The 12,445-nt window shown below is 40.9% G+C and carries 14 protein-coding genes; 1 reads left to right on the top strand and 13 read right to left on the bottom strand.

Annotated elements, in window-relative coordinates:
- The 11 genes from F909_RS03095 to F909_RS03145 all read right to left on the bottom strand — a co-directional run bounded on the left by F909_RS03095 (position 1) and on the right by F909_RS03145 (position 9,371).
- Positions 1 to 1,128: a hypothetical protein gene (locus F909_RS03095; RefSeq protein ID WP_005153753.1), complete on the bottom strand. Its 1,128-nt coding sequence runs from the start codon at positions 1,126 to 1,128 to the stop codon at positions 1 to 3.
- Positions 1,098 to 1,391, bottom strand: a complete 294-nt coding sequence (locus tag F909_RS03100; protein WP_005153752.1) for a hypothetical protein — start codon at positions 1,389 to 1,391, stop codon at positions 1,098 to 1,100. The genes F909_RS03095 and F909_RS03100 overlap by 31 nt, the downstream gene beginning before the upstream one ends.
- A 2-nt stretch (positions 1,392 to 1,393) precedes the next feature.
- Entirely contained in the window at positions 1,394 to 2,005 is a 612-nt protein-coding gene (locus F909_RS03105) for a phage protein Gp37 (RefSeq protein ID WP_005153751.1), read from the bottom strand.
- Positions 1,999 to 2,430 (bottom strand): gp436 family protein, encoded by a 432-nt coding sequence (locus tag F909_RS03110; RefSeq protein ID WP_005153750.1) that lies wholly within the window; start codon positions 2,428 to 2,430, stop codon positions 1,999 to 2,001. Before F909_RS03110 ends, F909_RS03105 begins: the two co-directional genes overlap by 7 nt.
- A gap of 15 nt (positions 2,431 to 2,445) precedes the next feature.
- A complete protein-coding gene (locus tag F909_RS03115) occupies positions 2,446 to 3,384 on the bottom strand; it encodes a Mu-like prophage major head subunit gpT family protein (protein ID WP_005153749.1) in 939 nt (312 codons plus the stop codon).
- Positions 3,384 to 3,806 (bottom strand): hypothetical protein, encoded by a 423-nt coding sequence (locus tag F909_RS03120; RefSeq protein WP_005153748.1) that lies wholly within the window; start codon positions 3,804 to 3,806, stop codon positions 3,384 to 3,386. Before F909_RS03120 ends, F909_RS03115 begins: the two co-directional genes overlap by 1 nt.
- Positions 3,806 to 4,891: a phage protease gene (locus tag F909_RS03125; RefSeq protein ID WP_005153747.1), complete on the bottom strand. Its 1,086-nt coding sequence runs from the start codon at positions 4,889 to 4,891 to the stop codon at positions 3,806 to 3,808. Before F909_RS03125 ends, F909_RS03120 begins: the two co-directional genes overlap by 1 nt.
- 58 nt (positions 4,892 to 4,949) lie before the next feature.
- Positions 4,950 to 5,444 (bottom strand): phage virion morphogenesis protein, encoded by a 495-nt coding sequence (locus F909_RS03130; protein WP_005153746.1) that lies wholly within the window; start codon positions 5,442 to 5,444, stop codon positions 4,950 to 4,952.
- 2 nt (positions 5,445 to 5,446) lie between these two features.
- A complete protein-coding gene (locus tag F909_RS03135; protein ID WP_005153745.1) occupies positions 5,447 to 6,733 on the bottom strand; it encodes a phage head morphogenesis protein in 1,287 nt (428 codons plus the stop codon).
- Positions 6,726 to 8,390, bottom strand: a complete 1,665-nt coding sequence (locus F909_RS03140) for a DUF935 domain-containing protein (protein WP_005153744.1) — start codon at positions 8,388 to 8,390, stop codon at positions 6,726 to 6,728. The genes F909_RS03135 and F909_RS03140 overlap by 8 nt, the downstream gene beginning before the upstream one ends.
- A gap of 213 nt (positions 8,391 to 8,603) precedes the next feature.
- Positions 8,604 to 9,371 (bottom strand): DNA adenine methylase, encoded by a 768-nt coding sequence (locus tag F909_RS03145; RefSeq protein ID WP_005153743.1) that lies wholly within the window; start codon positions 9,369 to 9,371, stop codon positions 8,604 to 8,606.
- Positions 9,372 to 9,552: 181 nt separating this feature from the next.
- Here F909_RS03145 and F909_RS20540 point away from each other — a divergent pair, with 181 nt between their 5' ends.
- Positions 9,553 to 10,224 carry a hypothetical protein gene (locus F909_RS20540; RefSeq protein ID WP_005153741.1) on the top strand — a complete coding sequence of 224 codons (672 nt, stop codon included), beginning with the start codon at positions 9,553 to 9,555 and terminating at the stop codon, positions 10,222 to 10,224.
- 10 nt (positions 10,225 to 10,234) lie between these two features.
- On the opposite strand, the gene F909_RS03150 is transcribed toward F909_RS20540, so the two are convergent.
- Both F909_RS03150 and F909_RS03155 read right to left on the bottom strand, forming a co-directional pair.
- Positions 10,235 to 11,878, bottom strand: coding sequence for a hypothetical protein (locus F909_RS03150; protein WP_005153740.1), 1,644 nt, complete (start codon positions 11,876 to 11,878; stop codon positions 10,235 to 10,237).
- On the bottom strand, positions 11,878 to 12,444 hold the full coding sequence (locus F909_RS03155) for a phage protein Gp27 family protein (RefSeq protein ID WP_032878145.1): 567 nt from the start codon (positions 12,442 to 12,444) through the stop codon (positions 11,878 to 11,880). Before F909_RS03155 ends, F909_RS03150 begins: the two co-directional genes overlap by 1 nt.
- Position 12,445 lies beyond the last annotated feature (1 nt).

Below are 12,445 nucleotides of genomic sequence, written 5' to 3'. Positions count from 1 at the left end.
TCAACTAGGTTTTTTAGCAAAACATATAAAAAATGAACCTCTGTGCCTTACAGCATCCCCTTGGGTAATATCCACATCTTCAGATATTCCCATTGTTGGGTGAAGTTCGATTGCACGACTGTTTACTCCATCCATACTCGAAATTTGAATACGACGATTTGTTTCATCTACGGCAACAACTTCTAGTCCTATGGCTTGCATAGCAGCTAGATTCAATAATCCTTTTTCATGTGCGATTTCGACTCCGTTTTCAAAAATATTAAAAGCTACGTTGGAGAATGACAGAAATGGCAAAGTATCTCGCGCTTTATGTAATTCAACCATTTGCTGTGAATTTTCAAGTGAACAAGAAAATTGAAATTGATATGGCGAAAGACAAAACTCGAAAACCTGATTATTCGGACTATGCAAAGTAGGATTTTCATTTTCTGGAGCAATTGAAAAATCAGTTGCACTTGTCCAAGGTACAAGACTAATTCTTAAATTCACATTTGAAATATTTTTAATAGTCCAATCTGTTCCAAAGCCAGAACCTTCCGTTGTGACCATTATTTTGTCAGAAAGATAATTCTCGACTGCATGCTCTAAATATCCAACAAGAGAAGTATCACCACTCCAATTGAAATCTCGGTAATTAAAACCATTAACGATAAGGTTGTATCCTGTGTTGTAACTACTTACACCAGAAGATTTAAACCTAACTGTATCTGTTGCCCCAACACAGGATATTGATTCATCTTCATTATTGCTAAGACAAACACCAACGCGCTCTCCGAGACTAGGAGTCATTTGAATCGCAGTAGGATTCTCACTTACAACCGATCTAAAGAATTCAGGGTTAAGAATTACAAACTCTAATCGATGAGGTATGGAATCATTGTTAGTGAACTCGTAAACACCATTACCTACTAAAAACCCTTCTGGCACTTCACCCACAGGCATCTCATCCAATAACTCTTTAGAAAGCCAAACTGGAGGATTGTTAATAATATCGACTTGGATTCCATCGACTAAAGTCATTAGTGATATTGCTTGTGATGTCTCATTTTTAACAGCATAAGCCCATTTAAGAATTGAGTTTGCACCAGCACAGCTAATCACGACTGCTGTGCTGGCTTTCCCAAGCATTGAACACTCACAACACGATTTGTCTTAATCGCAGCTGTAATCATACGACCAGCTTCGCTAGTTGTTTCACCATTACCGAAGAGTAAATCAGCTTGTGCTTTATCATAAATATCAACTGGCATAACTTCAGTATTGGGTGGCTGTGCTTGCTGATCATTCGTTATAAACAAAACTTTCTGCGTATTTTCAGGCAAACCACTGCGCTGAGTATTGGTATTTACTTCCAGATAAACACCTGGCGTTTTAATTTGAGAAACAGGCATTGCTATACTTCCTTTAATTCAATTAAATCAGACGCATCTTTAACGCCATCATCTGGCTCAAAGAAATAATCGACATTAATTTTGATGAGATCAGCTTCAGTTTCTTCTTCCTCACGGACGCGATCTGAAGCTTCAATGACATATTGAGTGTGAAATTCTTGGGATAGCACACTGATAGAATTACTTTGAGTCTTGCCATTAAAAATGGTTTTAGTACGTCCAAGGCTAAGCGGAGCTAGACCTTTCACATCTTCAGATGACAAGTCATTACCAATTAAAAGCTTTTGCACATGCTTGAGCATTAAATAAGTGCCAATGTCATTTAACACTCCATGACGTTGTACTTCTTCATTACGCAAAGAACGTGCGCCAACTAAAACAACGAAAGTCACAGGGTACTCGGTTGTGCTATTTCCAATTTTTTTAGGTGTCCCCGAACCTTGAAACGTCACCCAAATTGCTGGGAACGTTTTAACCCATGAAAGTGCGCCATCATCAAACTCGCCACCATAAGTTTTGATTTCTCGAATCCAGTTCCACTTTCCTTCTTTAACTTGTTTAGCCATAACATCTTTGATGCCTTGCTCAACAATTGAAAGGTCTAGGTCTACCATCCACGACCTCCAAAATCCCGACGACCAACAGTAATCATGACGTTATTAGACGAGGATTCTATAGGTGCAGATTCACCAGCTGGCGCACCACCTAAAGCCACTTCTCCTTTAGAAATGGCTTTAAGCGTTTTGACTGCATCGTTGTATCGAATTTTGATCGGATCATTCTCGACGATGATCATTGTGCAAAGATGGTATCGGGCAATGTGACAACCAATAGCAACCAAGAAAGGTGGAATGACTTGTAACGGCAGTTTATAGCGAACTTGCACATAACCATCGATTTCACTGTTTGCTTCACTCAGTGCAGCATTAAGCTTGTCAAAGTTAATTCCGCCTAGGTATGGCTCACGGTTATCTGTCAACTCAACAAGCTCTTGATCACCAAAGCGTTCACGCATTACTTCTGCCGTTACATAAGTCATTTCAGCACCTACCTTTTATGGTGTACCAGAGGTTGTACCAGTTGAGCCGACAGCTAGATGAGGTAAGCTATATCCAGCCTCACCACGTGCTTCAACACCAAATAGATACTCACCACGTTTGAAAACGTCATCGGACTGGATATCAGTTTTCGACATCAGTTCAGGTTTTTGGCGGTTTTGGTAAATAATCGGTTTAATGACTTTCTTTGTTGATAACAAATGCCATTCAGTATCAGTAGCCAATCCAGCATCAACCAATACTTCAGCATTACCTTTGTAGATATTTTCTGTACCATCAGCAAACTTTGAAGCGGTCATTAAAGCTGTAGCAATCGATTCAAGTGCTGGAGGCACAACCAACAAAGTAGGTTTAATTTTAAGACTACGACCATTTCCGTCCTTTAAACTCGTCATCATAGTTTTAGCTGCACCGAAGCTTGCCTCTGCATCTGCCAAACTTGCCCATGACAATTTGTTAGTTAGTTTATTGGAAAAGGTCGATTTAGCTTTATCCCCAACAGGATGGTCAGTTGCATAAAAAGCCTTGCCGTCAAAGCATTTATTTTTAAACCCTGTAGTTAAAGCCTCAAAAACAATATCTTGTGGAAATTGTTTAGCTTCTTCGCCCATTGAAGAGAAAATAATTGGTAGCCCAAGAATATCGCCATCTTCAATTTCATGTTTATGGACAGCTATCGTTGATTCAAAACTTCTGTTGGTAATGGTATAGCCATAACCTTCAAGACGTTTAATGACCTTTTCACCAATCCACTCACGCAACTTTGGAAACTTGCCGAGCCAAGCATAATTTTCTGCTTTGCCCTTAGAAGGAACTTCTGTAGCGATTTGCTGCCAAGTAGTTTCTGTTTCTGTAAATGTTTTATTAAAGGTTGTTTTAAAACCCGTGTATAAATGCGCCAGTACTTGCTTTGCATTTTCTGCGGTAAATTTCATTATGTGATCTCCACCCAAACGTGGGTTGTATATTCAGTGTCAAAGCCCATAAAGATGCCAGCAACAGAACGAGTTCCAGCACCATCCGTTTTTGCAACGGTCTGGTTATCTTCGATATAAATTAATGATCCCAATTCAGCCTGTGTCACTGGATCGGTTGAAGAGTTGGCGACTAGAAAGTGTTTATTACGGCAAACCACACCAAATGCTTCACCATTTGCACCAGTGTTTTCTGCGTCAAACTCCCAGATACCTATACATTTTTGATCTTCACCACCGACATCAGCTGACGAAATTGCATAGCCATTCAAGCCAACAACTGCAAATGTCCCTTGGAGCACGATTGCCGAGGCAAGTAATGCGAGAGGAAATTTAATCCCATCACGATATTCGGTATTGATTCCTGCGGTAGCTTTAGTCATTAGATTGCTCCATATTTTTCGATATCAGCCTTTGACACACCCAGCATGTTGAAGACATCATCTTGCAATTCATCTGTCTTCTCTTGTTGAGTAGTGAGGTCAACAGTGGACGTTTGTTTTTGGCTCAAAGCCGCAATTTTTGGAACACCTTCAATATGAGTTTTGAAGCCTTCAAAATCACGTTTAGCAAAATCATTTGCCCAATCAAGTGATGCTTTACCACCTGTCAAACGACCATCGCTACAAGCTGCTGTAATCAGCTCTTTAATTTCTTTTTCCTGACCACTAGCAGCTACAGAGACTGCTTGTGCTTTGGCTTCGTTGTACATTTCAATCGGCACAAACTTTGATGGATCAGGAGATGACGTACTGTTTGCTGCAAGTTTTAACTGATCAATCGCAGCCATCGCATCAAAAAGGTTTTTACTATTGGCAGCGACGGCTACACCTGTTTTTTCTTGAATTTGTTGCTGAAGCTTATTGAGTTCTGCTGTGATTTCTTCCGCAGTTGCGGATAACGGCAGATTCAGCATCCAACGCAATTGTTCTAATAACTCTTCCATAGAGGAATCCTGTGGTAAATTTTGGGCAAACAACTCCTGAGCCGCAGCAGCAAGACGTGCTTCGGGCAAGTTGTCTAAATTGGGGGTATTGGTTAATGCAAAACTGTGAAGTCCGAGGATTTCACCAGTCTCCATATAGAAAAAAACAGGCGAAGTGTATTTATATTCCTTCGCTGCTATGAATTCCTTGGCTTTATCTGTCCACTCGAATTGATTACTACATAATCCGACTCCCTCTACATAGTGAAATCCAGCAGGTTTAAGCCAGCCAGATGCTGGTGCAGGATCACCAGACTCTTGAGCTTTTAAAGTCGCATGCTCATAGTCAACCACTAAGTCAATAGAACGCTGGCTTAATGCAGCGGCAATTTGACGACCACGTTCTGGCGTTAATATCCAGTGTGGGGCATCAGTTGGACGACCATCTACACCTCGAAAAATTCCTTCAGGAATTAGCACAAGGTATTGAGATGTCGCATCGAGGTCGAATGAGCACGCGGCTACTAATAAGTTCTTTTTCATGCTGGCAGAATCGCACTACCAGCTTTTTTTTATTAGGCGGAAAGACTTCCGTTTATTTTTATGGTGTAAAAATTTTATGCCAGTAATGATCTACATCTAAAAAAACCTCTTGTTCAGCTTCAGGTTGAAGAAATCCATCTTTATCCATTGGCATATAAGGACGAGCTGGAATATCCCCAAAGGGAATAGGTGCACCTCGTGTCGTCTTGCCTGAAGCACCTTGCTTGATCCCAAACTGCATGGCAGCGGCATATGGCATATTGTTGCTGATCATGGCTTCATCTTGGGTGTTGCTGGTCACAACTCTAGCTCTTAATTCACCTGAAGCTTGTAAAACACCACCAAATTTAATGCCTTTACGCTCATAGATTTTCAACGTTGTTACAGAGCGTCCAGCCCACTCAGGACGACCACCATGATCAAAGTTATCATCGGTTACGGTTGCAAATGTTCCTGCAATTGCAGCTGCCAATGGACTTGTATCAAACAGGCGGTCAGCGACCTGATTTAGCCGATCAATTAAAACCTGATCATTAATTTGCATGAAACTCATGTTTATCGAATCACCTCTAGGCTTGTTCCAGCACTTGATTTTTCAATGCTCAAAACCTGCATTACGCCATCTTTAGAATGAATTGAAAGACGGATGACTTCAGTTGCATCATTTTCCATAGCTGGGAGCAAATACAATAGACTCTGACTTTGCGCGTCCCACTGGACTTGTTGAACTTGCTGAAGCAGCTTTGGCAAAGCCAACCATTCTTCAGTACTTAATACATTGGCTGTTTGACCAACTAAAAGCTGATCTGAAATGGTTATCACTGGACTTTCAATCACAACGCTTTTGTTTGTTAATGCCTGAATATCTTGCAGATCAATCACACCAACGGTGCTGGTTTTATTTTGAGGTTTAGCAAAACTCAAAGTATTTTTGACAAATGCTTCATGTGCCTTGATGCGCGGCTGGCTCAACAGCATTTGCTGAACTTGTTGCACAGCTGACTGAGCACCTACCAGATCGGCAGCACGTTTAGCCAGTTCAACATCGAGTAAATAACTTGCGGCTGGATGACTATTAAATCCAGCTCCAAGGGTAAAGTAGCTCGTTTGACCTTCAGCTTGCTTAACTCGAATGCGGGTCTGAGTCGCCACTGCATCTTGACCAGTAAAGCTACTTTTACCGATGACGACCTGTTGCTGTTCAATATCTTCAGGCTGAGTTTCAACATAATTCAAATCTAAATCGGTTACATCGCTGCCACGACGAGCACGCACTTTACACTTGCAACCAAATTCAGTTGGTGGGTAGGCATACAACCAGAAAGGATCATCATATCGACGTGTCTCACCATTACGGGCCAGATGCACTTTTCTTGGGTTAGAAATAGAAATATGTACCCATTCCCACAGGGGACGAGTATCAACTGTTGCCATCAGTGCTTTATATCGACCAGCTGCTAAGCTCTTATGTACATTGGTATCAAAGATGGTTTTTAAACGTCGAGGACTCCCAAGTTGAACCGTTTGCTCGATACCTGCTGGATTGATGACCGCCTTTTTTCCCCACCAACCTTTGTCTTGCAATGTCGGAATAATTGATGCTTTCCATTGTTCAAGACCTTGTCCTTTCTCCAAGGCAGTTATCAATGAGCTTTTGATATCCTGAAGCAAATCAATTCGTGCGACTTTGGCAACAGTAAACGCACGGCTATGCGCTTCATCCAGTGTTTCATGCCAGTCCCAACCGATCTTAAAACCTTTTGATTCTAGGTAGGCAATGGCATCGGCTGGAGGTGATTTAAATAGAGCATTTAGCTCTGGTCGTTGAGGTACTTTAGCCATTTTCAGCCTCAGTACTTAATCGACCAAATACTTCAGTCGCAAAAAATAGCTTGGTTAATTTGTCCTGTAATGCTGGCTCATCATCAGTAGGATATAAATCAGACAAGATTGCTAAAATTTCCTCATCACTTTGCCCAGCTTGAATTTTTTTAATTAAATCCTGTGTCCATTCTTCAGCTGTTTTTTGAGCCTGCTCAGCTTGATCTTTCAGCAATAGCTGTACAGCTTGCTCTTCAAGCGGTATCTGATTATTGGCTGCAATCAAGCCATTTAGCAATTGAGGCAAATAGATATTGGCAGCTAAATTAGGAACTATGGAATGCGCTGAGCTGACTGGATTTTGATTTAATGCAGCAAGGTACTCAGCAGGCGATGCAAAACGATTGGCAGTAATTTGCGCCTGCTCTTTAACCAAAGCCAACACAGGCTCTTTATCATCGGCTGGCTCAGGAATACCCAGCTTTTCATGCGCCCAAGTACGTGGGATTTGAAAGCCAATTTTCACAAGTTCTGGCAGTGCTTCACTGAAGACCTGAATATCCTCGGTTTCAGTCGTATCAAAATAAAACTCAGGGTATCGGTCTTGGGTAACGTTAGGATGATTAAGTCGCATCAAATTAGGAATTAAGCAGTCAGTGATTGACCGAGCAAGCTGCTTGGCATCGGATTTCTTAATGACCTCAAACCCAAGCTCATGGGTGTGACTTTGAGCATTGGTACTGGTTTTGCCATCTGCTTGAGAAAGTAACGTTCCACCCACAATCACTTTTGACTGAGTCTGTTCACACCATTTGACCAAGTCAAAATGATTCTTTGTGTCGCCATCAGTTGCCGCTTGAAAATCAATGCTCATGCCTTGAGGAATAATACCGCCAGCATTTCGACCAATACTCATAATTGCACGGAGTAAGGTTAATTTTTCTTTTTCAGTTGCACCAGAAGGATACTTACCAATTTTGCTCGGCAAGCCATAAGTCTCTAAAAACTCCATTACATCGCGGATGCCATAGTTCTTAAATAAGAACGGCCATGCAAGCACACGATGCAGACCAGAGCGAGCAATATAACCAGACTTAGCCTTATGCCTATGAATAAACCAACCAAAGTCCCAAAAATCCGCACCTTCTGGTGAGCCATCATTCAACCTTAAATCATTGGGCGCATTGTATGGAGTCATGAAATTACGAGGGTTTACATGATCAAAACTTTTAGGCAGCCATAAGCTACCGAGTTGATGCCATTCAATCTCTTGGCATGAATAGCCATGACCGACACCATCCATTGCATCGAATAAGAACATTTCAAAATCTTTGATGTCATCAATCCATTCGGCAACTTCTTCAGCAATTTTACGTTCAGCTTCAGAGGCGTTTTTAGGTGGCTTGACTCCCCAAGACAAACCATTCAAACCCTTTTTACGCTTATCCATTTCACTGAAGATATGACCATCACGCTCTTCCATATCAGAAAACAAATCTGCTTGAGCTTGTAAGTTACCTTGTTCAGCATCAGTCAAAAGGCGATGCATTGCTGTTGGAGTTAAACCGACTACAGGATGGTCTTGCCACTGGTTAGCTAACCAAGCGACCTCGGCAGTCTGGTTTTGTTCCAGTGCAGCTCGATCTTGAATTTTGGATTTAGGTTTTTTCTTAGCCATAGCGCAAACACAATTTGAGGATTTTGCACCATTATTGTTTTTTGGCTTTTTTAAAATTAGGCGGAAAGGCTTCCCTTTATTTTAGATTTTTTATTTCGCGCAGAATGGGCGATTTTAGCGATCCAAAAGCAATTACAGCTCATTGATGCAGAATTGTCTTTAAATCGCCAAAAACGCGTTTATAAACGTTTATAAATCTATAAAACAACCTGATTAATAATTGGTGATGATTAATTCCTGTTTTTCATCACGACTAGATCCAACTTTTCCCACCGAATAATTAATTTTAGTGGTGCTGATTTTGAAGTCGGAAAAGGCTTTTCGTATGTCAGGATGATCGTTAATTGATAGCATAACTTTACTCTGGCAAGTTTTCATCAGCTCAGCCATCCTCAAGTAATGATCCCAACCGAACTCAACTCCATAACCAGCCAATTTCCAATAAGGTGGATCGGCATACATAAAGCTGTGAGGTCGGTCATACTTCAACCAGCATTCTTCCCAGCTCAGATTCTCAACTGTAACACCAGACAGCCTGTAATAAGCATCAGTCAATTGATCTTCAATACGCAGGAAGCTCGGAGCTTTTGAAGTTGTTGCAGTGCCAAAAGACTGACCAGAAGCCTTTGCCCCGAAAGCAGTGTGCTGCAAATAATAGAATCGTGCTGCACGCTGGATGTCAGTCATTAAATCTGTGCTGGCTGCTTTCAGCCATTCAAACATCTGACGGCTAATGATTGCATATTTAAACTGACGTACAAATTCTTCAAGATGGTGCTGCACGACTCGATACAGATTCACCAGCTCACCATTTACATCATTAATGATTTCAACTTTTGATGGCTGCTCACGCATAAAAAACAACGCTGCACCACCAGCAAACAACTCCACATAACACTTATGTTCAGGCATCTTTTCAATCAATTGCGACACCAGACGACGTTTACCACCTAACCACGGAACAATTGGCTTGGTTTTCATGTTTTCACCTACTGCAAAAGCTTTTCATTTTTGATAGCCTGCTATGACTGTGTGCACAGTAGCGAGGCTTAGCCTGCGGTAGTCACTTACCAAAGGGGGCGATTCTTGTTGGAGCAAGGATCGTCACCTCGTTTTCAATTATTAAAAAATTAGAAATGTAGAATTAGGGGGAAATACTTCCATGAAAGATTGGTTTAAAACAAATTTAGGGCTTTTATTGATACTTATAGCCACGGTTATATATTTATACGTGGTGTTATCTATTACTGATCTAAGCTCTTATCATGCACTTAGATTAAATGAGAAAGGCGATTTACTTGCAGGAATTTTTTCACCACTTGCATTTTTATGGCTGGTTTATGGTTATCTTCAACAAGGTAGTGCTATAAAGCTTAATAATGAAAATATTTCAAAACAATTAGATCAGCAAAATGAAATGTTAAAATTACAAATACAAGAACGATTAGAACGCGAACATGCAGTTCAACCTATATTTGATTTCAAAGCTACACCTTCAAGCCACAATAATAATGAAATGTTAAAAATTGATTTAAAAATAAAAAACGTAGGCGAGAAAATTACAGCTTTTCAGCTATTTTTGGGTGCACCTTTATCTCAGCAGCTTACATTTAAGCCATTTTTAAATGTTGAAGAAGAATATACAAGACAAACACTAATCAGTCGTGAATGGATTAACCAATTTAAAGACAAAGTGTATGTACAATTGCCAGTTGAAATTTTATATAAAACTTCAACTGGGCTTCATTATAAGGTTGTTTATGTTTTAAATATATCAACAACAGAAACTGGTTTATTTTATGAAATGTATTCTGATTATATTAAATTAAATTAAAAAACTTCTTTCAAATACAACCAGCTTCACTGTACCACCCATCATAATCATCATGATTCAACTCCAACTCTTCACGAGTTGGAAGTGCCATAAACTCAATAGGACTCGATAGGTGCAGGCTGGCAAACCATCCAAGGATCATTGCCACTGCACCATCACCATGACGATATAATTCAGGGTCTTTAATATCTTTCGCACGTGCTTTTGACACCATATAAATCCCGTCGACTTCCTCAATTGCAGAACAGTCATTTTTTAAATCCGCATCTATTGGCAAGTCAATCATATCTTCCTCAAAGGCTGTGACCAGTTTTGGAGTCCACAAACCATACCATGCTCGGCTGAGTTTAATTTGATGCACCATATGTTCACCAAATTTCTCAGCTGTATTTTCTGCCAAGGTTTCACCATTACCAGTGGCATCCATTGCAATGCCACCAAAGCGCGGTAATCGCTCTAACATGTACCAGAGAATTTTTTGCTGTAAGCGCGAAGGCACTTTGTGCATCTCAATCACAAAAGGTGCGATCCGTCGTAAATCCTGAGCTATGTAGAATGGCAGAATAAAACTAAAGTCACGATGACGGGCATAATCTTGCCCAGCACAATGCTGTTTGGATTTATCAAGCTTTTGCAGCTCAGGCTCTAAATAACGTTGAATCCAGTCATCAATGTACGCATCACGCTCATCTGGTGTAAGTGCTGTGAAATCATCACCAAGGGATAATCGAAGCACTGTCCGTACTTCTGTCATGGCACGCTCAACCCAAAGTGTCGGCAAGCACACTGACGATCCATCACGTGGAATAGCATCTAGCTCTTCACGCATAGCAGCCTTACGGCTACCATAAGCTTTGCGAATTTTCTTATACCATTTCTGCTTACCTTCAATTGTTGCCTCTTTACCTTGCATAAAGCAGACACGCTCATACAAACCATTGGCAACAGCATCATCAAAGGTGACAGTCAATACTTGAGCATCCTCCCCAAATACACCAGCTTCAATATCCTTAACAAATTGGTTAAAGGCATTGTTTTTACCATTGTGAGAACTAATGATAACAATACGCCCCCCCCAAATCAGCAATGCTGTGGCGGCTTCAATCACACCTTGTACGTTCGGGTGAAAGGCTGCTTCATCAATTACAACTTTACCTTGCAGACCGCGAATATTTTCAGGTCGACTGGAGAGAGCCACAACCTGAAAGCCACTTGAATATCGAATACGATAGGCTGTGATCTTACGTGTTTCACCTTTTTCATCCTGATCATCAAATAGAAATTCTTCTATCTGTGATATGCCTTGACCTTGTGCCTCAGCAATCACACGGGAGAACTTAGCACAGTAGCCAACAAACTCCAGACCTTTTTCTTTCGTGTCACCAATATAGTAAACACTCATGCCACCAGCTTCCTTACTCGCTGCGGCAGTCAAAACTGAATCAAAGCTCTCAGCAAATGTAATACCAGTACGTCGACCTTTTGGACAGGATTTAATATCTGATTTAATTTTTATCCACTCAATCTGGTGCTTCATTAAGACACCATCTTCAAACGGATTAAAGTTATTAGGGATATTACGGGCACGTTCTGGAAGTTCATCCCATTCAATGACGCGAACTGTATCTTGGCGAGGCTTTGATGTATTTAACATTATTTAATTCCCAACACTTTCTCACGCCAGAACTGAAGTTGCTCTTCACCTAGACCTTGAGAAATAGCTGCTTTTTTAAGATTTTCATCTTGTTCTTTCAGTAATTCTTCACGTGCCTGACGTCGAATCTCATCACGGTTTTCCATTGCTTTTGACTTGGTCATAATGGCTGCACGGGCAGCACGTGCCAAAGCACCGACATCATCAATACCCATCTGCGGCTTGAGTGGATCATCACCTGTGTTAGTCAACTCATCCATTGCACGTTTAGTGACTACAGCTTGGACAGCCTGAGCCAATAACATACCGCCTTTGTCATCAGGGTCTTCGCCAAATTCTTTTACCAAGACTTCAGACATCGCAGCGATTTGTCTAAATTCTTTAGCTTCAGCTATATAGTTCTGTTTTTCACGACCTAGAGCTGATCGGCTAGGAATGCAGTCCGATGGAAATTCAGCACGAATTTCATCCAGCATTTCATTCAGTGTTAGCTTGTCTTCCTCAAGCATCTTGAAAATGAATTGGCGTTGATCATCAGTAAGTTGGCGCATAAAAGATTTGCTCATG

This window comes from Acinetobacter sp. ANC 3929 (assembly GCF_000369405.1).
Taxonomy (GTDB): Bacteria; Pseudomonadota; Gammaproteobacteria; order Pseudomonadales; family Moraxellaceae; genus Acinetobacter.
Note: the sequence above shows the minus strand (reverse complement) of the source record. Positions and strands in the feature narration are given on the sequence as shown.

Excerpts from the sequence above, each read along its gene's own strand:
- F909_RS03095 (WP_005153753.1), bottom strand. The coding sequence starts at position 1,128 with ATGCTTGGGAAAGCCAGCACAGCAGTCGTGATTAGCTGTGCTGGTGCA.
- F909_RS03100 (WP_005153752.1), bottom strand. The coding sequence starts at position 1,391 with ATGCCTGTTTCTCAAATTAAAACGCCAGGTGTTTATCTGGAAGTAAAT.
- F909_RS03105 (WP_005153751.1), bottom strand. The coding sequence starts at position 2,005 with ATGGTAGACCTAGACCTTTCAATTGTTGAGCAAGGCATCAAAGATGTT.
- F909_RS03110 (WP_005153750.1), bottom strand. The coding sequence starts at position 2,430 with ATGACTTATGTAACGGCAGAAGTAATGCGTGAACGCTTTGGTGATCAA.
- F909_RS03115 (WP_005153749.1), bottom strand. The coding sequence starts at position 3,384 with ATGAAATTTACCGCAGAAAATGCAAAGCAAGTACTGGCGCATTTATAC.
- F909_RS03120 (WP_005153748.1), bottom strand. The coding sequence starts at position 3,806 with ATGACTAAAGCTACCGCAGGAATCAATACCGAATATCGTGATGGGATT.
- F909_RS03125 (WP_005153747.1), bottom strand. The coding sequence starts at position 4,891 with ATGAAAAAGAACTTATTAGTAGCCGCGTGCTCATTCGACCTCGATGCG.
- F909_RS03130 (WP_005153746.1), bottom strand. The coding sequence starts at position 5,444 with ATGAGTTTCATGCAAATTAATGATCAGGTTTTAATTGATCGGCTAAAT.
- F909_RS03135 (WP_005153745.1), bottom strand. The coding sequence starts at position 6,733 with ATGGCTAAAGTACCTCAACGACCAGAGCTAAATGCTCTATTTAAATCA.
- F909_RS03140 (WP_005153744.1), bottom strand. The coding sequence starts at position 8,390 with ATGGCTAAGAAAAAACCTAAATCCAAAATTCAAGATCGAGCTGCACTG.
- F909_RS03145 (WP_005153743.1), bottom strand. The coding sequence starts at position 9,371 with ATGAAAACCAAGCCAATTGTTCCGTGGTTAGGTGGTAAACGTCGTCTG.
- F909_RS20540 (WP_005153741.1), top strand. The coding sequence starts at position 9,553 with ATGAAAGATTGGTTTAAAACAAATTTAGGGCTTTTATTGATACTTATA.
- F909_RS03150 (WP_005153740.1), bottom strand. The coding sequence starts at position 11,878 with ATGTTAAATACATCAAAGCCTCGCCAAGATACAGTTCGCGTCATTGAA.
- F909_RS03155 (WP_032878145.1), bottom strand. The coding sequence starts at position 12,444 with ATGAGCAAATCTTTTATGCGCCAACTTACTGATGATCAACGCCAATTC.